This window comes from Streptomyces sp. cg36 (assembly GCF_041080675.1).
Classification (GTDB): Bacteria; Actinomycetota; Actinomycetes; order Streptomycetales; family Streptomycetaceae; genus Streptomyces.
Genome location: NZ_CP163520.1, coordinates 6,953,830 through 6,973,062, shown reverse-complemented (window position 1 = coordinate 6,973,062; position 19,233 = coordinate 6,953,830). Strand labels below are relative to the sequence as shown.

Annotated in this window: 15 protein-coding genes; 7 read left to right on the top strand and 8 right to left on the bottom strand. The window is 74.5% G+C overall.

The genetic code is table 11. The features are described 5' to 3' along the window. Positions 1–27: 27 nt before the first annotated feature. Positions 28–1,389, top strand: coding sequence for an MFS transporter (locus tag AB5J87_RS31115; RefSeq protein ID WP_369381467.1), 1,362 nt, complete (start codon positions 28–30; stop codon positions 1,387–1,389). Between the two features lie 5 nt (positions 1,390–1,394). Here AB5J87_RS31115 and AB5J87_RS31110 read toward each other — a convergent pair whose 3' ends face one another. The 4 genes from AB5J87_RS31110 to lnt form a co-directional block, all read right to left on the bottom strand. Then, positions 1,395–3,314 carry a helix-turn-helix domain-containing protein gene (locus AB5J87_RS31110; RefSeq protein WP_369381465.1) on the bottom strand — a complete coding sequence of 640 codons (1,920 nt, stop codon included), beginning with the start codon at positions 3,312–3,314 and terminating at the stop codon, positions 1,395–1,397. Positions 3,315–3,468: 154 nt separating this feature from the next. Then, positions 3,469–4,272 (bottom strand): 3-hydroxybutyrate dehydrogenase, encoded by an 804-nt coding sequence (locus AB5J87_RS31105; RefSeq protein WP_369381463.1) that lies wholly within the window; start codon positions 4,270–4,272, stop codon positions 3,469–3,471. Positions 4,273–4,328: 56 nt separating this feature from the next. Continuing rightward, positions 4,329–4,808, bottom strand: a complete 480-nt coding sequence (locus AB5J87_RS31100; RefSeq protein WP_369381462.1) for an NUDIX domain-containing protein — start codon at positions 4,806–4,808, stop codon at positions 4,329–4,331. 26 nt (positions 4,809–4,834) lie between these two features. Continuing rightward, positions 4,835–6,535, bottom strand: coding sequence for an apolipoprotein N-acyltransferase (gene lnt, locus AB5J87_RS31095; protein ID WP_369381460.1), 1,701 nt, complete (start codon positions 6,533–6,535; stop codon positions 4,835–4,837). A gap of 218 nt (positions 6,536–6,753) precedes the next feature. On the opposite strand from lnt, the gene AB5J87_RS31090 reads away from it, so the two are divergent. Then, positions 6,754–7,815, top strand: coding sequence for an O-antigen ligase family protein (locus tag AB5J87_RS31090; RefSeq protein WP_369381458.1), 1,062 nt, complete (start codon positions 6,754–6,756; stop codon positions 7,813–7,815). 140 nt (positions 7,816–7,955) lie between these two features. Here the strand turns inward: AB5J87_RS31090 and AB5J87_RS31085 are convergent, their stop codons facing one another. Both AB5J87_RS31085 and AB5J87_RS31080 read right to left on the bottom strand, forming a co-directional pair. Next, the gene (locus tag AB5J87_RS31085) at positions 7,956–8,534 is read right to left on the bottom strand and encodes a hypothetical protein (protein WP_369381456.1); all 579 of its coding nucleotides are present in this window, start codon (positions 8,532–8,534) and stop codon (positions 7,956–7,958) included. Positions 8,535–8,581: 47 nt separating this feature from the next. Further along, complete coding sequence (locus tag AB5J87_RS31080) at positions 8,582–9,367, bottom strand: glutamate racemase (protein ID WP_369381454.1); 786 nt, start codon at positions 9,365–9,367, stop codon at positions 8,582–8,584. A 58-nt stretch (positions 9,368–9,425) separates the two neighbouring features. Between AB5J87_RS31080 and AB5J87_RS31075 the strand changes: the two genes are divergently transcribed. Further along, positions 9,426–10,601 (top strand): glycosyltransferase, encoded by a 1,176-nt coding sequence (locus tag AB5J87_RS31075; protein ID WP_369381452.1) that lies wholly within the window; start codon positions 9,426–9,428, stop codon positions 10,599–10,601. Between the two features lie 42 nt (positions 10,602–10,643). Here the strand turns inward: AB5J87_RS31075 and AB5J87_RS31070 are convergent, their stop codons facing one another. Beyond that, positions 10,644–11,990 carry a TerD family protein gene (locus AB5J87_RS31070; protein WP_369381449.1) on the bottom strand — a complete coding sequence of 449 codons (1,347 nt, stop codon included), beginning with the start codon at positions 11,988–11,990 and terminating at the stop codon, positions 10,644–10,646. Between the two features lie 242 nt (positions 11,991–12,232). Between AB5J87_RS31070 and AB5J87_RS31065 the strand changes: the two genes are divergently transcribed. From AB5J87_RS31065 to AB5J87_RS31050, 4 genes are all read left to right on the top strand, one after another. Continuing rightward, positions 12,233–12,688 carry a DUF6643 family protein gene (locus AB5J87_RS31065; RefSeq protein ID WP_369381446.1) on the top strand — a complete coding sequence of 152 codons (456 nt, stop codon included), beginning with the start codon at positions 12,233–12,235 and terminating at the stop codon, positions 12,686–12,688. A 67-nt stretch (positions 12,689–12,755) separates the two neighbouring features. Next, positions 12,756–13,589 carry an MOSC domain-containing protein gene (locus tag AB5J87_RS31060; RefSeq protein ID WP_369381445.1) on the top strand — a complete coding sequence of 278 codons (834 nt, stop codon included), beginning with the start codon at positions 12,756–12,758 and terminating at the stop codon, positions 13,587–13,589. A gap of 142 nt (positions 13,590–13,731) precedes the next feature. Continuing rightward, the gene (locus AB5J87_RS31055) at positions 13,732–14,337 is read left to right on the top strand and encodes a hypothetical protein (RefSeq protein ID WP_369381443.1); all 606 of its coding nucleotides are present in this window, start codon (positions 13,732–13,734) and stop codon (positions 14,335–14,337) included. Positions 14,338–14,428: 91 nt separating this feature from the next. Continuing rightward, on the top strand, positions 14,429–16,831 hold the full coding sequence (locus AB5J87_RS31050; protein ID WP_369381442.1) for a right-handed parallel beta-helix repeat-containing protein: 2,403 nt from the start codon (positions 14,429–14,431) through the stop codon (positions 16,829–16,831). Positions 16,832–16,855: 24 nt separating this feature from the next. On the opposite strand, the gene AB5J87_RS31045 is transcribed toward AB5J87_RS31050, so the two are convergent. Beyond that, positions 16,856–19,141: a hypothetical protein gene (locus AB5J87_RS31045; RefSeq protein WP_369381440.1), complete on the bottom strand. Its 2,286-nt coding sequence runs from the start codon at positions 19,139–19,141 to the stop codon at positions 16,856–16,858. Between the last annotated feature and the right edge of the window lie 92 nt (positions 19,142–19,233).

Genomic DNA, 19,233 nt, shown 5'->3' with positions numbered 1-19,233 from the left:
CCCCGCCGACCGCAGGAAGTGGTGCTGATGTCCTCCCCCGCGACCTCTCCCCCGGCCCCCTCCCACCTCCCCCGCATCGTCGCCGCCAGCCTCATCGGCACGACCATCGAGTGGTACGACTTCTTCCTCTACGGGTCGGCCGCCGCCCTCGTCTTCAACAAGCTGTTCTTTCCCGGGTCCGATCCGCTCGTCGGGACGCTGCTCTCGTTTCTGACGTATGCCGTCGGTTTCGCCGCCCGGCCGTTGGGAGCCCTCGTCTTCGGGCACTTCGGGGACCGTCTCGGGCGCAAGAAGCTGCTGGTGCTGAGCCTGGTCATGATGGGCGGGGCGACCTTCGCGATCGGGCTGCTGCCGACGCACGCCACCGTCGGCTCGGCCGCGCCCGTGCTGCTCACCGGGCTGCGGCTGGTGCAGGGGTTCGCGCTCGGCGGCGAGTGGGGCGGGGCCGTACTGCTGGTGTCGGAGCACGGGGACGCGCGGCGGCGCGGGTTCTGGGCCTCGTGGCCGCAGACCGGCGCGCCCGCTGGGCAGTTGCTCGCCACCGGGGTGCTCTCGGCGCTGACCGCGCTCCTCTCGGACGACGCGTTCCTGTCGTGGGGCTGGCGGGTGCCGTTCCTCCTCTCCGGTGTGCTGGTGGTCGTCGGGCTGTGGATACGGCTGTCCGTCGATGAATCCCCCCTGTTCAAGGCCGCGTTGCAGCGCGCGCGGGCCCGCGCCGACGACGACCGCGTCGCCGAGAGGCTCCCCCTGGTCGCCGTGTTGCGCGACCACTGGCGCGATGTCCTGGTCGCCATGGGCGCGCGCATGGCGGAGAACATCAGCTATTACGTGATCACCGCCTTCATCCTCGTCTACGCGACGACCTCGGCGGGCATGGCCAAGCAGACCGCCCTCAACGCCGTACTGATCGCCTCCGCCGTGCACTTCGCCGTCATCCCCGCCTGGGGCGCGCTCTCCGACCGGATCGGGCGACGGCCGGTGTATCTGATCGGCGCGGTGGGGGTCGGCGCCTGGATGTTCCCCTTCTTCTCGCTGATCGACACGGCCGACTTCGGGAACCTGGTCCTCGCCGTCACCGTCGGTCTGGTCTTCCACGGTGCGATGTACGCGCCCCAGGCCGCCTTCTTCACCGAGATGTTCGCGACCCGGATGCGGTACTCGGGCGCCTCCATCGGCGCGCAGTTCGCCTCGGTCGCGGCGGGAGCCCCCGCACCCCTGATCGCGACCGCCCTCCTGTCCGACTACGACAGCTCCACCCCCATCGCGCTCTATGTGATCGCGGCAGCCGTGCTCACGGTGATCGCCCTGCTCTTCGCCCAGGAGACCCGGAGCCGCGACCTCGCCGATGTCGACGCCACGGACCGCGCCGAGCACGGGATCAGGGTCTGACCCGGTCAGCGCCTGGCCACCGCCGACGACATCAGATGCAGCCGCAGCGCCAGCTGGACCTCCAGCGCCCGGGCCGGACACTGCCAGTCCGGCCCGAGCAACTTGGCTATTCGCTCCAGGCGTTGGGCCACCGTGTTCACATGGACGTGCAGATCGTCCTTGGTGCGGGCGGGGCTCATGCCGCTCGCGAAGTACGCGTCGAGGGTGCGCACCAGGTCGGTGCCGCGCCGCTCGTCGTAGGCGACCACCTCGCCGATCGTCCGGTCCACGAAGCCGTCGATGTCCCGGGTGTCCGCGAGGAGCAGCCCGAGGAAGCCCAGGTCCTGGGCCGCCGCGCCCTCGCCCGGGCGGCCGAGCAGCCGGAGTGCCTCCAGGCAGCGGCGCGCCTCCCCGTACGCCTCGGCCACCGCGCCCGGCCGGGCCGCGGGCGCCTCGACCGGGGCGGACGCGCCCACGCTGACCTTCTCGTGCAGGGCGCCCCCGAGCTGTTTGGCCAGCTGCCGGGCGACCTCGGCGGGGGTGTCGGCCGGGCCGAGCGGCAGCAGCAGCACCGTCCCGCCGTCGCGGGTGGCCGCCAGGCCGTGGCGGGTCGCCGCGAGATGGGCGGCGGCCGAGCCCACCCGCTGCCGGTCGGCGGTCCGCCGCTCGGTGGTGCCCTCCTCGCCGCCGTCGATGCGGGCGGCGAGGACCACGTGCGGCGCGTCCAGGTCGGCCCGGAGCCGGGCGGCGCGCTCGCGCAGCAGGCGCGGATCGCGGCCGGGGGTGTCGAGCAGATCGTCCAACAGCTCGCCCCTCACGCGCTGTTCGGCCTCGCCCGCGGAGCGGCGGGCGAGCAGCAGGAGCGAGGTGACCATCGCGGCCCGCTCCAGGGTGCGCCGGTCCACGGGGTCGAGCGCGGGCCGGCCGCGCAGCACCAGCGCGCCCAGGACCTCGTCGCCCGCGGCGACCGCCGCCACCCAGTCCCGCCCGTCGCGGACCGCGTGGCCGTTGGTGCCGGTCAGGTCGAGGGCGGCGAAGGGCGCCGAGTCCGCGTCGGCGAACTCGACCGTCCCGCCCAGGACTTCGGAGACCGCGTCGGCCACGTCGTGCACACCGCCGCCGCGCAGCACCAGTTCGGTCAGCCGGTCGTGGACCTCCGAGGCACGTTCGAGGACGGCGCTGTGGTCGCGGATGATCTCGTTGGCCCGCTCCAGCTCGGCCAGTGCGGACCGGGTCTCGGCGAGGAGGTTGGCGGTGTCGATGGCGACGGCGGCGTGCGCGGCGAACGAGCCGAGCAGGGCGATCTCCTCGCGGGCGAAGACCCTGCTGTGCCGGTCGGCGGCGAAGAGCACGCCGATCACCGCGCTGCCGAGCATCAGCGGCACCCCGAGGATCGCGACCAGGCCCTCGTCGCGCACCCCGGTGTCGATGGCCCGGGTGTGCTGGAAGCGCGCGTCGTCGAAGTAGCTGGAGGTGACGTAGGGGCGGGCGGTCTGGGCGACGAGACCGCCGAGCCCCTCCCCCATGCCGAGGCGCAGCTGCTGGAACCGGGCGGCCACCGATCCCTCGGTGACCCGCATATAGGTGTCGCCCGCCACCGGGTCGTTGAGGCTGAGGTAGGCCACCTCGGTGCCGAGGAGCGAGCGGGCGCGCTGCACGATCGCCCGCAGCACCGCGTCAAGGTCCCGCAGGCCCGCCAGGTCGTGGGCCGTCTCGAACAGCGCCGACAGCTCGGCCTCGCGGCGCCGGCGGCCCTCCAGGTCCGCGCGGACCCGCAGCGCGAGCCGCCGGGCGGACTCCAGGGCGGCCAGCGCCTCGGGCCCGGCTCCGTCGGCGCGTGCCAGCAGCGCCGGCCGGTCGTACGCCTCGGCCGCCGCGCCGCGCGCCAGAAGCTCCAGGTAGGGAGCCTCCGCGTGCTCGGTGGACTGCGGGTGATCGTGGGACATGTTCACAGGGATACCTGCCGTACGGGCGACCGCGCCAGCCCTGTGGACAACTGTTGGCAGGCGCCGGTCAACCACGGGGCGTGCGGCGGCGGGGGCGGGGGCGTGCGGTCATGAGGGCGGGCGGTGTCCGGCGGTGCGGGGCCGTCGGGGGGCGTCAGTGGGCGGTCCAGCCGCCGTCCAGGGCGAGGGAGGTGCCGGTGATGAAGGACGCCTGCGGGGTGCAGAGGTAGGCGACGGCCTCGGCCACCTCGTCCGGTTCCACCAGCCGTTTGAGCGCGGAGTCCTTGAGCAGCACTTCGGCCAGCACGCGTTCCTCGGGGATGCCGTGGGCCGCCGCCTGGTCGGCGATCTGCCGCTCGACGAGCGGGGTGCGGACGTAGCCGGGGCTCACGCAGTTCGAGGTGACGCCGTGGGGGGCGCCTTCCAGGGCGGCGGTCTTGGACAGCCCTTCGAGACCGTGTTTGGCGGACACGTACGCCGACTTGTACGCGGAGGCGCGCAGCCCGTGCACCGACGAGATGTTGACGATCCGCCCCCAGCCCTGCACGTACATGTGCGGCAGCGCCCCGCGGATCAGCCGGAACGGCGCCTCCAGCATCACCGTGAGCACGGTGTGGAACACCTCGGGCGGGAACTCCTCGATGGGGCGCACGAGTTGCAGTCCGGCGTTGTTGACCAGGACGTCGGTGCCGGTCGCGGCCCGTTCCGCGGCTTCCAGGTCGTTGAGGTCCAGGACCAGGGGTTCGAGCGATCCGGCGAGGCCCGCGCCCTGTGCGGCCAGTGCGTCGAGGCCCTCGGCGTCCCGGTCGACGGCCCGCACCTCGGCTCCGGCGGCGGCCAGGCGCAGGGCGCAGGCCCGGCCGATGCCGCCGGCGGCTCCGGTGACGAGGGCGGTGCGTCCGCCCAGATCGAGGCTGTGGGACGCGGGGAGGGGACCAGGTGTGGTGGGCGTGGTCATGTTTCCGACCCTAGGCAGGGTCACCGCTCACCACCCATGTGGTCCGCCCCTACACTTCAGCCCTTGGACGTAGGGGCGAACCATGTCGGTTCATCGGTCATGGCCTGTTTGATGCGGAAGAGCGCGAACTCCGCGAGCTCCGGCAGCGCGTCGACCCGGAACCAGCCGACCTCCAGCGACTCGTCGTCGTTGACGCGTGCCTCGCCCCCGACGGCCCGGCACTTGAAGCTGATGTCCATGAACTGGCAGTGGTCGCCGTTGGGATAGGTGACCGGGCTCAGCGCGTCCACCAGGAGGACCTTCTCCACCACGCACCGGACGGCGGTCTCCTCGTACACCTCGCGCACGGCCGTGTCGGCGGGCTGCTCACCCGGCTCGGGAATGCCGCCGATGATCGACCACTCGCCGTTGTCGACACGCCTGCCGAGCAGTACGCGGTCCTCGTCGTCGAAGACGACGACGCTGACTCCCGGCAGCAGGAGGAGCTGGTGGCCGGCCTTGGCCCGGATGTCACGGATGAAGTCGGGTGTCGCCATGCCCCGACCCTAACGAGACCCCGGCGCTAACGAGACTCGGTGGCCCCGGCCTCCTCATCCCCACGCGCACGTACGGCTCCGGTCTCCCCGTCCCCACCCGCGCGTACGGCGCCGGTGCTCTCGCCGCCACGCGCGCGTACCGTGCGGGTCACCGCCCAGCCCAGGCCCGCCGCCGCGAGCGCCACCAGGGCCCATTCGGGCGCGGTGCCGAGCCGGGTGGCCGGGGTCTCGGAGGAGCGCAGCGGCACCTTGGCGACGAGCGAGGCCGGGGTGAACATCGCGGTCTTCTGCACCACTTCGCCGTCCGGCATGATCACGGCGCTGACGCCGCTGGTGACCGGGACGGTGACGGTCCGGCTGTGCTCGACCGCGCGCACCCGCGACATGGCGAGCTGCTGGTAGGTCATCTCGCTGCGGTCGAAGGTGGCGTTGTTGCTCGGTACGGAGATGATCTGCGCGCCGTGCGTGACGGTGTCGCGGACCGCCCAGTCGAAGGCCGCCTCGTAGCAGGTGGCGATGCCCACCCGGGTGCCCGCCATGGTGAACACGCCGGGCTTCGTGCCCCGGTCGAAGTCCTGGCGGACCATCGAGACGTACCCCGGGCTGAACTGCTTGATGAAGCCGCGCAGCGGGATGTACTCGCCGAAGGGCTGGATCTGGCGCTTGTCGTAGGTGTCGCCGGGGCCCGTCTTCGGGTCCCACAGCAGCTGCTCGTTGAAGAGCTTCCCGTCCGGCCGCTCCACGACGGCGCCCACCGAGAGCGGCGCGTCGATGGCCTTCACGGCGCGGTCGATGTCGGCGTACGCCTGGGCGTCGGTGAAGGGGTCGACGTCCGAGGAGTTCTCGGGCCACAGCACGAAGTCGGGCTTGGCGGCCTTGCCCGCCTTGACCTTCTCGGCGAGCCGCAGGGTCTCGCGCACGTGGTAGTCGAGGACCGCGCGGCGCTGCTCGTTGAAGTCGAGCCCCAGGCGCGGCACGTTGCCCTGGATGACCGCGACCGTGGCGGTCCCGTCCTCGGCGGCGTCGCTGACCAGCGGCCGCGAGGCGAACGCGGCGGCGACGGGGAGGAGCAGGGCGACCAGCGCGCCCGCGGCGGCGCTCCTGCGCAAGGTCCCGGTGGCCCGCAGCCGCAGCCCCTGGCGGACGCACTCGTACAGGCCGAAGCCGCACAGGACGACGGCGAAGCCGAGCACCGGTGTGCCGCCGAGCGCGGCGAGCGGCAGGAACACCCCGTCCGCCTGGCCGAAGGCGAGCTTGCCCCAGGGGAAGCCGCCGAACGGCACGCGCGCGCGTACCGCTTCGGAGGCGACCCACATCGCCGCGCCCCACAGCGGCCATCCGGGCAGCCGGGAGATCCTGGCGATGCCGGCACCGGCGGCGGCGACACCGACCGCCTCTACGGCCGCGAGCGCCAGCCACGGGCCCGGGCCGACCTCCACACCGGTCCAGACGAGCAGCGGCAGCAGGAACCCCAGGCCGAAGAGGTAGCCGAGGCCGAATCCGGCCTTGGCGCCGCGCCCGCGCAGACACCAGCCGAGCAGCGCGAACGCGGGCACCGCCAGCCACCACAGCGGCCGGGGCGGGAAGCTCAGGTACAGCAGCACGCCGGACAGCGCGGCCGTGGCGGGCCGGACGAGGCGGTGCAGCAGCCGACGGCCGCGCGAGGCGGTGGAGGGCTGTGGTTCGAGCTGCTCCGGCTCGGCGGTGGGGGTGGTGGTCGTGCTCACCCGGCGGAGTCTACGGCGGTCGGCTGTGCCTGCGGCAGACCGGTTCGTACAGTAACCGTCCATATGCGCACGATCACTACGTCCGCACGCGTACGGGCATCGGACGCGTAGCTGTCCGCCAGGATGACGGAACGTTTCCGCACCGTCTGTACCCAGATGGCATCCGGCGCCGTTACGGTGTGCGCAGTCCGTCGGACGGTCGGGGGCTGGGGGCGGGGATGAGAGCAGGAACGGGGCGGTCGGCCGCGCCCGAACGCGGGGGCGGAGCGGATCTCGTCGGAGTCCTGCTGCTCGGCGCCTGCGCGGGCTGGGCCCTGATCACGGCGGCCGGGCGCGAGGCCCGCCCCGAAGGGGTGCTCCTCGCGGTGCTGGCCGTGGCCGCCGGGTACGCGCTGGGCCGCATCAGCGGCGGCCTCGTGCCCGTGGCCGCCGCGACCGCCGCCGCGCTCGCCGGCCTGGTGCTCGCGTACGTCTCGCGGGACGGGGTCCCGGGCGCCACCGTCGACCCGCTGCCGGGCCACATCGGCGTCTCCGCGGCGCTCCCCGCCCTCGCCGCGGGCGCGGCCTGCTGCGGGGCCTGGGCGGCCCGTACGGCGGCGTCCCGGCTCGCGCTGCGGCTGCTGGCCACGGGGTGCGCGGGAACGGCCCTCGCGCTCGGCTCGGCGGCGGGCTGCGCGGCCTCGCTCGGGGTACTGCTCTGCTCGCTGGCGGCGGCCCGGATGCGGCACCGGGCGCTGGCCCTGGCGGGGCTCGCGGCCGTCGCGGCGCTGGTGGCGGTGGGGTCGGTGGCCGTCGCCGAGGACGTGCTGCCGGACGGCCTGACCGTGGCGCTGGAGGGCCAGCTCACCCCCGAGCGCGTCCTGCTGTGGCGGGACGCGGTGGACCTCACCGAGGACAACCCGCTGCGGGGCACCGGCCCGGACCGGTTCGGCGGTCTGAGCCCCACGGCCCAGCGATCCGCGCCCGCCGCGGGCAAGCCGCACTCCGCGCTGTTCCAGCAGGCGTCCGAGGAGGGCCTGGTCGGCGCCGCGCTGCTCGTCTCCACGTACGGCTGGGTCCTGTACGGGCTGTGGCGCTCGCCCCGGGCCACGGAGGCCGTCCTGACGGCGGGCGCCTCGCTCACCGCTCTGGCGGCCCTGGCCTGCATCGGCAACGCGCTGAGCTTCACGCCGGTGACCATGGGCGCGGGCCTGCTGGCCGGCCTGGCCACGGCCCGCCCGGCCGACGACGGACCGCTGGAGCGGGAGAAGAACCTGGACGTCGTACGTACGGGCGGGTGAAGCGGGTGCGGAACAGTGCCCGGAGCGGTCGGCTGCGCGCGCGTGAGCGAAGTGGCACGGACGGCGACCCACAGCGTGGTGCAGCCGGTCGGCCACGCGCGTGCGGGTGGAGCGAAGACCGCGTGCGGGCGGCGGTGGGGTCAGATTTCGGCGGGCTTGATCGTGCCCAGCAGGCGCAGCCGGTCGCGGATCACCCGGACCGCCGCCTCCGCGTCGTCCACGGTCACCGTGAAGACCCGGCCGTCGCCCAGGCGCAGCACCACGCCCTCGCCGCGACGCACCACGACGGCGGTGCCCATCTCGGGGCGCCAGCGGTAGCCCCAGCCGCCCCACTGGCGCGGGGTGACCCTGGGTGCGAATTCCGCGCCGACCACGTCGCCCAGCGCGATCCGGCGGCGCGGGAGACCGATGTGGCCGCAGCGCACTTCGAGGGAGTCGTCGTCGACCTTCACGGCCACATGGACGAACGCGAGGGTGCCGTACATCACCAGCAGACCCGCCGCGACGCAGCCGATCACCGACATCAGCAGCGGAGCGCTGCCGGACGTCCAGGTGGAGTCGACCGCGAGCTCAACGCCGAGCGCCACACAGGCGGCACCGGCAGCCGCCAGCAGCCACTGGACGCGGTTGGTGGCCCGTCCGGTCCAGATCTCCGGGCGCGGGGCGGGCGCCGGGGCACCGCTGTGGTGCGCCGGGGGCCCCGGGGGGTGGTCCCTCATGTCTAGCAGGGTACTCAGATTCCGCGGGCGCGGCAGTGGCTCAACTCTCAGGGCGCGGGGCTGACCGCCTGCAGCAGCAGGCCCTCGGGGTAGCCGAGCGCGGTGGCCGGGAGGGCGTCGGGACGGCCGTTGAGCAGCACGGTCAGTCCGCCGGTGGCCGGGGCCCCGGGGGCCGGATCGGCGCCGATCCGGCGCAGCGCCTGGGCGGCGACGGCCGCCGCGCTGGCGTACATGACGGGCGCGGCGGCGCCCGTCCGGTGGACCGCCGTACGGATGCGCTCGGCGACCAGCTCGTAATGGGTGCAGCCCAGGACGACGTCCCTTACCGCCAGGGGCGTGCGCTCGGCGGCGGCGGCGATGGCCAGCTCGATGGCGGGCTCGTCGCCGTGCTCGATGGCGTCCGCGAGACCGGGGCAGGGGACCTCGGTCACGTCCACGCCGCCGGCGAAGTCACGGATCAGACCGCGCTGGTAGGGGCTGCCGGTGGTGGCCGGGGTGGCCCAGATGGCGACCGGGCCGCCGTTCGCGGCGGCGGGCTTGATCGCGGGCACGGTCCCGATCACCGGGATGCCGGGCTCCAGGTCCGCGCGCAGGGTCGGCAGGGCGTGCACCGAGGCGGTGTTGCAGGCCACGATCAGGGCGTCCGGCCGGTGTGCGGCGGCGGCGCGGGCGACGGCGAGCGCGCGCTCGGTGACGTCCTCGGGGGTGCGCGGGCCCCAGGGCATGCTGTCCGGCGCGGACGACAGGACGAGGTCGGCGTCGGGCCTCAGCCGCCGTACTGCGGCGGCGGCGGCCAGCAGGCCCATCCCGGAGTCCATAAGCGCGATCTTCACCCGGTCACCATAGTCGACCCCTCTCGCTCACCGGCCGCCGTGGTGCAGACTGCGGCGGGTGAGCGCCCTCGCATGGATCGCCGTGGTGTCCCTGGCCTGCTGGCTCTGGCTGCTGCTCGGGCAGGGTTTCTTCTGGCGCACGGATCAGCGGCTGCCCGCCCGGTCCGCGCCGGACGACTGGCCGTATGTCGCCGTCGTCGTACCGGCCCGGGACGAGGCGGAGGTGCTGCCGCACAGCCTGCCGACGCTGCTGGCCCAGGACTATCCGGGCGAGGCCGAGATCTTCCTCGTCGACGACGGGAGCTCGGACGGCACCGCGGAGCTGGCCCGGGCGCTGGCCGCGCGCGAGGAGTGCGCGCTGCCGCTGACCGTGGTGGCGCCGGGCGAGCCCGAGCCGGGCTGGACGGGGAAGCTGTGGGCGCTGCGGCAGGGCATCGCGCTGGCCCGCCGGGGCGGGCCCGAGTATCTGCTGCTCACGGACGCAGACATCGCGCACGAGCCGGACAGCCTGCGGGAGCTGGTGGCCGCGGCCCGGTCCAACGGGCTCGACCTGGTCTCGCAGATGGCGCGGCTGCGGGTGGCGAGCGGCTGGGAGCGGCTGGTGGTCCCGGCGTTCGTGTACTTCTTCGCCCAGCTCTATCCCTTCCGCTGGATCAACACCCCGGGGGCGCGCACGGCCGCCGCGGCGGGCGGGTGCGTGCTGCTGCGCACCGATGCCGCCGAGCGGGCGCGGATTCCCGACTCCGTGCGCCAGGCCGTGATCGACGATGTGTCGGTGGCGCGCGCGGTGCGCCGTTCGGGCGGGCGGATCTGGCTCGGGCTGGCGGAGCGCGTGGACAGCGTGCGGCCGTATCCGCGCCTCGCGGATCTGTGGCGGATGGTCTCGCGCAGCGCCTACGCCCAGTTGCGGCACAGTCCGGCGCTGCTGCTCGGCACGGTCGTCGGGCTCGCGCTCATCTACCTCGCTCCGCCGCTCACGCTGCTGGCGGGGATGGCGCGGGACGACACGGTGGCGGCGTGGGCGGGCGGGCTCGCGTGGCTGGTGATGGCCGGGACGTACGTTCCGATGCTGCGCTACTACCGCCAGCCCCTCGCGCTCGCGCCGCTGCTGCCGTTCACCGCGCTGCTGTATCTGCTGATGACGGTGGACTCGGCGGTCCAGCACTACCGGGGACGCGGCGCGGCGTGGAAGGGGCGCACCTACACGCGCCCCGAAGCCGCGCCGGACCAGTGAGCCGGCCGCCGCGCGGCGCGCCGGACGCCGTCCACGCGCGCGCTACTTGCGGCCGGGGGTCCAGTTCATGCCCCAGCCGTACGCCTGATCGACGGTCCGCTGCGGGCTGACCCCGCGCGCGGGGACCAGATAGCGGGCCTCGCGCTGGACGACGAGGTCACCGCCGTTGTTGGTGATCAGCGCGAGGGCGCACACCGTGGAGGGCACGGTGCACTCGTCCAGGGAGAAGTCGACGGCCGCCCCGTGCTGGGGCTGGAGGGTGACCGTGGCGTGCAGGTCGGCGAAGCTGCGGGCGCCCTCGTAGATCGTGACGAAGATCAGTACGCGGCGCAGCTGGTCCTTGTGGTCCAGGTTGACCGTGAGGTTCTCGCCGGAGGTGACGGCGCCGGTGCGGTCGTCGCCGTCCAGGTGGATGTAGGGCGGGCGGCTGAGCGAGCCGAAGGCGTTGCCGAGCGCCTGGACGACGCCCTTGCGGCCGTCGGCGAGTTCGTAGAGGGCGCACAGGTCGAGGTCGAGGTCGCTGTGGTTGGCGACGGCGCGGCCGAGCTTGGCGCCCCAGCCGCTGAACTGCTTGCGGACCTCCCAGTTGAGGTTGACCCGCAGCGCGCCGGAGCTGCCGCCCTGCTTGGCGAGCGAGACGGTCGGGGCGGACTTGGTCAGCGTGACCTTGGTCAGGCGTACGGGAGCGGGCGCGGGCGGGGCGGCCGGGTACGCGGGCACGGGCGGGGCCGCGGCGGGCGGCGGCGGGACCTGGGCGGGCGGGACCGGAGCCGTCGGCGCGGGCCGCTGCCACGCGGGCGCGGGGGCCGGGGCGGGTGCGGGGGCCGGGGCGGCCGGAGCGGGGGCCGGGGCGGCGGCGGGCTGGTCGACGGTGATGCCGAAGTCCGTTGCCAGCCCTTCGAGTCCGGAGTCGTACCCCTGGCCCACCGCCCGGAACTTCCAGGCGCCCTGGCGCCGGTACAGCTCCCCCAGGATGAACGCCCGCTCCACGGTCGCGTCCGCGCTGTCGAAGCGGGCGATCTCCGTCCCGCTCTCCGCGTCGAGGACCCGTACGCACAGCCCCGGCACGCGGCCAAACGTTCCTCCGTCGGTGGAGGCGGCGAGCACCACCCGCTCCACCTCCGCCTCCACGCGCGCGAGGTCGACGAGGAGCGTGTCCGTCACGCCCTCGGCCGAGGTCCGCTTGCCCTCGTGCCGGACGGCGCCGGAGGCGTGGACCGGCTGGTTGTAGAAGACGAAGTCCGCGTCGGAGCGGACTTTCCCGGTGCCCGCCGCGATCAGCAGCGCGGAGGCGTCGGCGTCCGGCACCCCGGGGCCCGGACGCCAGGCCAATTCGACGCGTACCGTCCGCGCCGCCACCGGCACATTGGACCCTTTAAGCATGGACATGCTCGCCCCCATCGCGAGTCGGGGTGCCGAAGATTTTCCGCACCGTCAACCTAAACCCCGACAGAGGTTCCGGCACCCGCCGGTAACCCCCTCCGAGCTCGCCCTTTACACGATTCGTACGCTCCTGGGCGACCGATTTTCCCATGTTCGCTCACATTGGGGACAGCCAGTCACTCCGAACGCACGAAAGAACCCTCTTATCAGGCTTCCAACGACCACATCGTGGGCTTAACTTATGTGCCATGACCTCCCCCCGCTCCACCTATGGCGGCGGTTACTACTCCGCGCCGTCCTTCCCGGACACCCCCATCTACGACTCCCTCGTCGCAGAGCGGGGCACGCCTCAGATCGCCCCGATCCGAGTGCCTTCCCTCTACGACACCGGGAACAGCTACCTGCCGGCCCTGCCCGCCTCGCTCCCCGCGCTGCCGGCCGGTCCCTCGCAGCAGCAGCCCGCCTACGCCTCCTCGTACGGCTACCAGCAGGCGCCGCAGCCGATGCCGCTGCAGCAGGCGCCCGCGCCCTACATCCCGCAGCAGGTCGGCGCCCCGCGCGCGTACCCCGGCCCGCAGGCCCCGCAGCAGCGTCCGGTGGCCCCGGCCGGCTACGAGGCGATGCGCCCGGCGGCCCCGCGCCCCGCGCCCGCCCCGTCGCCCTACGACGGCTACAACCAGCCGTACCAGAACACCGGGTACTGAGGCCGGGGACGACCGGGCGGGGGTCCGCGCCCGACCGGACGTCCGAGGCGGCTGGCAGGATTGGTTCATGGAGAGCCCAGTTCAGCCGGTCGTCAGCCAGATCAACGTCTACCCAGTCAAGTCGGCCGGGGGGTTCCGACTGGACGAGGCGGAGATCGAGCCATGGGGTCCGGCGGGCGACCGCCGCTGGATGGTCGTCGACGCCACCGGGAAGGCCGTGACCCAACGCGAGCGCGCACGGCTCGCGTTGGCCGCCGCCGGCGCTCTGCCGGGCGGCGGCGTCCGGCTGTCCGCGCCCGGCCGCGCCGACCTGGACGTCCCGGTGCCCGAGCCGATCGGCGCCGTCGGGGTCACGCTCTTCGGCAAGAAGGTCAAGGCGATACCGGCGGCGGAGTCGGCGCACCAGTGGTTCAGCGGCCACCTGGGGGTGGAGGTCCGGCTGGTCCACCTCGACGACCCGGCGACGCGCCGCCCGATCGACCCCGACTTCGCGCTCCCGGGCGAGGCCGTGAGCTTCGCCGACGGCTTCCCCCTCCTGGTCACCGCCGTGGCGTCGCTGGACGCGCTCAACGCGCTGGTGGCACAGGGCGCCCATCCGCACGAGGGCCCGCTTCCCATGAACCGCTTCCGCCCCAACGTCGTCGTCGACGGCACCGAGGCGTGGGCCGAGGACCACTGGTCGCGCATCGCCATCGGCGACCTGACCTTCCGGGTCGCCAAGCCCTGTGGCCGCTGCGTCATCACCACCACCGACCAGGAGACCGCCGGGCGCGGGCGCGAGCCGCTGCGCACGCTGGGCCGTCACCGGCGCTTCGGCACCAAGCTGGTGTTCGGGCAGAACGTCGTCCCCGAGCGCCCCGGTGTCATCCGCACCGGTGATCCCGTGCGCGTTCTCGATTGACCCGGCTCCGGACGGGAACTCGTGGGGGCAGGGGACGCGTTGTGCGGGCAGGGACGAGGGTGATGTTGCTCTCTCTCGGCCCGGTTCGCGCGTAGGGGGCTCCGCGCGAGGCCAGGACGGAAGCGGAAGGGGGTGCGATTCAGTGCGATCCGCGGTGGGGGTGTGGCGCTGGCGGAAGAATCCGTTACGCCGCCGTACGGATGTGGTCGAGGCATGGGTGGCCCTGGTCGCCCTGGTGGTGATGGCGTTCGCCTCGCCGGTGCTGGGCGGGATCTGCGGGGCGGTGACGGACCGGGCGCTGCAGCGCTCGGCGGCCCGCGAGCAGCGCACCCGCCATGCGACGACGGCCGTGGTGGTCCACGAGGCCCACGACCGCGCGAAGCCCGCCCAGGTGGACGGCGTGGGCAGCCGCGAGGGCCGCGTCCGGGTGGTCGCCAACTGGACGGCGTACGACGGAAGTCTGCGCACGGGCACGGTCTCGGCCCCCCGGCGGTCGGCTCCCCCGGGCTCCACCTTCCGCATGTGGACCGACGACCGGGGGCAGCGCACCAGCCGCCCGCTGGACTCCACGACCGCGCACGCGCACGCGGTGTTCGCCGGGATCGGCGCGACCCTGGCCGCCGCCGCTCTGATCGAGGGCATACGCCGCCTGGTCGTATGGCGCATGGTGCGACGTCGGTATGCCCGTCTCGACCGGTCCTGGGCCCGATACGGTCCGGACTGGGGTCGTACGGGAGCAGGTAGCTGACCGGTCAACCCACCGGCCCCCCGCGCGCTACGGTGGACCATCAGTCGCACGTACAGCGTTGGCACGCACGAGGTGGGGGCACAGCAGCGCCATGGCTCAGGGCACGGTCCAGGTAACCCACACGGGAACGTCGAGATGGCGCCGCCGCACCGGCGAGTACGCCTCGCTCGCCGCCGCCCTGGAGGCCGCCGCCGACGGCGACGTCCTCACGGTCGCCCCCGGCACGTACCGGGAGAACCTGGTGCTCCGGCGGGCCGTGACCCTGCGCGGCCCCGAGGGGTCCGCCGGGTCGGTCCGGATCTCCCCCGTCGACGGCGTGCCGCTGACCGTGCGCGCCTCCGCCACGGTCCAGGACCTGCAGCTGGAGGGCCAGGACGCGGCGGCGCCCGCGCTGTTGATCGAGGACGGCGCGCCCGAGCTCTGCGATCTGCGGGTGGTGACCCGTTCGGCGGTCGGCATCGAGGTGCGCGGCGCGGCCCGCCCCACGGTGCGCCGCTGCGTGGTGGACAACCCGGCCGGGATCGGGATCGGGGTGCTCGACGGCGCGGGCGGGCTGTTCGAGGAGTGCGAGGTGGTGGCGGCCGGGCAGTCGGGCGTTTCGGTGCGGGCGGGCGCCCACCCCCGCCTGGAGCGCTGCCGCGTGCACCACGCCTCCGGCGCGGGCCTGTCGGTGACCGGCGAGGGCAGCGGTCTGGAGGCGCTGGGCTGCGAGGTGTACGAGATCAAGGGCGCCGGCGTGCAGATCACCGCGCGCGCCGCCGCACACCTCACCGACTGCACGGTGCACCGCACTTCCGCCGACGGCGTCACGCTGGACACGGACGCGGTCCTCACGCTCTCCGACTGCGACATCCACGACATTCCGGAGAACGCGGTGGACCTGCGCTCGCGTTCGGTCCTGACCCTCACGCGCACGACGGTGCGCGGCTTCGGCCGCAACGGCCTGTCGGTGTGGGACCCGGGCACCCGGGTCGACGCCAACCAGTGCGAGATCCACGACAGTACGGGCGACTACCCGGCGGTGTGGGTCAGCGACGGCGCGACCGCCGTGCTCGAAGGGTGCCGGGTGCACGACGTGCCGGACGCGCTGTTCGTGCTCGACCGGGGCTCGCGCGCCGACGTGGTGGACAGCGACATCTCGCAGGTGCGCAACACGGCGGTGTCGGTGAGCGACGGGGCGACCGCGCAGCTCGACGACTGCCGGATCAGGGAGGCCGCCACGGGCGCGTGGTTCCGCGACCACGGCAGCGGCGGCACCCTGGCCAACTGCACCATCGACGCGGCGCAGACCGGGGTCATCGTCACCAAGGGCGCCGACCCCAGGATCGAGCGCTGCACGGTCACCTCCCCCGCCGAGGCCGGGTTCTACGTGTCGGCCGAGGGCCGGGGCACCTTCCACGGCTGCCGGGTCACCGGCAGCGGCGGCTACGGTTTCCACGTCGTGGACGGCTGCCGCACGACCCTGACCCGCTGCCGTACCGAGCGCTGCGCGCGCGGGGGCTACGAGTTCGGCGAGGACGGGCCGGTCGCCGAGGACTGCACCAGCGACGAGAGCGGTGTGCGGCCGGGGGCGCCCGAGCCGGCCGCCGTGCAGAGCGCCACCCAGACCATGGGCCTGCTCTCCACGGTGCCGGGGCCGCGCCCCACCGCACCGGCGGCGCCCGAGCCGGTCCAGGAGCCCGCCCGCTCCTCGCAGGACGTGCTGGGCGAACTCGACACGCTGGTGGGCCTGGAGAGCGTCAAGCGGGAGGTGCGGGCGCTCACCGACATGATCGAGGTGGGCCGCCGCAGGCAGCAGGCGGGCCTGAAGGCCGCCTCGGTCCGCCGCCATCTGGTGTTCACCGGCTCCCCCGGCACCGGCAAGACCACGGTGGCCCGGCTCTACGGCCAGATCCTCGCCTCCCTCGGGGTGCTGGAGCGCGGGCATCTGGTCGAGGTGTCCCGGGTCGACCTGGTCGGCGAGCACATCGGGTCGACGGCGATCCGCACCCAGGAGGCGTTCGACCGGGCGCGCGGCGGGGTGCTGTTCATCGACGAGGCGTACGCGCTGTCGCCCGAGGACTCCGGCCGGGACTTCGGCCGGGAGGCGATCGACACCCTGGTGAAGCTGATGGAGGACCACCGGGACGCCGTGGTGGTGATCGTCGCGGGGTACACGGCGGAGATGGAGCGCTTCCTGCGGGTCAACCCCGGTGTGGCATCCCGTTTCTCACGGACCATCACGTTCGGTGACTACGCGCCGGACGAGCTGCTGCGGATCGTGGAGCAGCAGGCCGAGGAGCACGAGTACCGGCTGGGCGACGGGACGGCCGAGGCGCTGCTGAAGTACTTCACGGTGCTGCCCAAGGGCCCGGCGTTCGGCAACGGGCGCACCGCGCGCCAGACGTTCGAGTCGATGGTGGAGCGGCACGCGGGCCGGGTCGCCCAGGTGGCCGACGCCAGCACGGACGACCTGACCCTGCTCTACGCGGACGACCTGCCCGAACTGCCCTGATCCGCAGGTAAGGATGACGATCCGTCAGCGCTGCCGGGGCAGGGCCGCCGGAGCCAGTTCGTCGAGCAGTGCGGTGCGCTCCTCGGCGAAGACCGGGTCGGCCTGGTAGTCCGAGTGGCCCAGGATCGGGGCGGGCAGGGGCCGGTTCCGGGTGCGGCCGAAGGCCAGTGGGTCCAGGAGCGGGCCCCGGTCCACGTCGGTGCCGGGCAGCACCGGGCCCCCGATCGGGTCGGTGGCCCGCCACAGATTGCGCCAGCAGTGCACCTCCCGGTGCAGGGCGGTCAGCTCCGGCCCGCCGAAGTAGGCCGGGAACCAGCGTCCGTACAGCCGCTCCAGGGGCGAGCCGTACGTGAGCAGGGCGACCCGGCGGCGGGTGCGGGCGGGCAGCTGCCACACGGCGGCGGCCGAGAGCACGCTGCCCTGGGAGTGGCCGGAGATGACCAGCCGGCCGCCGGTGCGTTCGGTCCAGGTGTTCATCCGCCAGGTCAGGTCGGGGACGGCCCGCTCGGCGTAGCAGGGCGGGGCGAACGGGTGGGCGGCGCGCGGCCAGAACGTGCCGACGTCCCACAGGATGCCGATGGTCCGCCGCGCGGAGGCGTCCTTGTAGGCGCGGCGCCCCCAGGTCACGAAGAGCAGGAAGCCGAGGCCGGTCAGCCAGGAGCCGAGCGCCTGCACGGTGTCGGCGGCTGCCGCGACCGGGTCCGGGGCGCCGTCCGAGGCCCGCCCGGGCACCTTGCCGGTGGCCCAGGCCCCGGCCAGCGCGCCCGCGCCGAGCAGCAGCGTGGCGACGGCGGTGATGCCGAGGAAGACGGGTGCCCGGTCGGTGAGCCCGGCCTTGGCGCGGACCGCCGCGATCCGCCGGGAGCGGGCGGAGTCGGGGCGTTCGCCCGGGTAGTCGGCGAGCAGCCGGGGCTCCTCGGCGCGGGCGGTGCGCCAGGTGCCGAGGGCGAACCAGGCGACCACCGGGATCAGCAGGGCGAGCAGCACCGGGATCACCGATGCCTGCCAGCTGAGCAGCGGCGGCGGGCCGGCGAGGACGTCGTGGGCGGTGCCGGGGGTGCCGGACCCGTCCAGCCAGTCGGCGACCCGCTGGGCGACCCCGCCGGTCATCACGCCGCCGAGCGCGCACGCGAGGAGGGCGACGGCGGGGCCGCCGAGCCCGGCCAGGGCGGTACGGGAGTCGGGGGCGCGGCGGCGCAGGGCGAGGGCGACGCCCGCGAGCAGGACGACGAGTACGCCCTGGGCGAGGGCCAGGAAGCCGAAGGTGCGGTCGCCCGGCAGCGTGCCGTGCGAGACCCAGCCGGGGCGCTCCCACGCCGCGTACAGCAGTGACAGGGCGAGCAGGGCGAGCGCGGCGGCGGGCAGCCGGGTGACGACGGCCCGGTCGAGGTGCTCGTCGAGCTCCGACTCGCTGCGGCCCCGGACGCACACGACGGCCACCACGACGGCCGCCGCCACCGCGAGGGCGGCGGTCAGCAGCAGGCCCGCCGCGTCGAGGAGCGCGTTGTCGCCGGCGCGGTCGTGGCGGGCGGCGGCCCCGGTGACGGCGGCGGCGACGGTGAGGAACCCGGCGGCGGTGTGCGCCGCGCGCAGCCGGGCGACCAGCCGCCGCCCGTACCAGAACCCCGGGCGGCCGAGCGCCGGTCCGCCCGGTCCCTCGGCCACGGCCGCTCCGGTCCCGGGCGGCTGCTGCGACTCATAGGCGCTCCAGGTGCGGTTCGACAGGTACCAGAGCAGTCCGGTCAGGGCGGCGGGGGCCGGTGCGGCGAGCGCCAGGCGGCGGCCGGGCGCGCTCCACCAGCCGTGCCGCCCCGGGGCGAGGAAGCCCAGCCAGGACTTGCCGTCGGCGCAGCCCGCCGTGCCCGCGCACTGCCAGGCGGCCAGGTCGAGGGCGACCTCGCAGGCGGCGGCGACGAGCAGCACGGTCAGGCTGAGGGCCACGAGCCGCACCAGCACGCCGTACAGCCGGACCGCGCGCCCCTCGTCCGGGGCGGGCGGGCGCATCCAGTGCGCCAGGTTGGCCACCATGAACGGCAGCAGCAGGAGCCACAGGGCGCGGGCGCCGTTGCCGGAGGTGAGGTTGGCCCAGCAGTACGCCTCGGGGACCGGCTTGTCGCGGTAGCGCTCGGGGTGGTCCTCGGCGTCGGCGTCCTCGGCGCGCCGGTACATCGCGGCGGTGTCGTCGCCGGTGACGCGGACCGTGCGGGGGTCGTCGAGCATGGAGTGCGGGGTGGCCCCGCCGACGCCGTGGACGAGCAGTTCAAGCGCGGGCCCGCCCTCGTCGTCGGCGGCCGGTGTGGCACGGGACACTTCTGTGACTCGCTCTCGGGGTGGGAGGATCGGCGGCGGGACGCGGAGGCGGTCGCGGGCGGGCGGATCGGGGCCGGGCGGGCCGGGCGGTT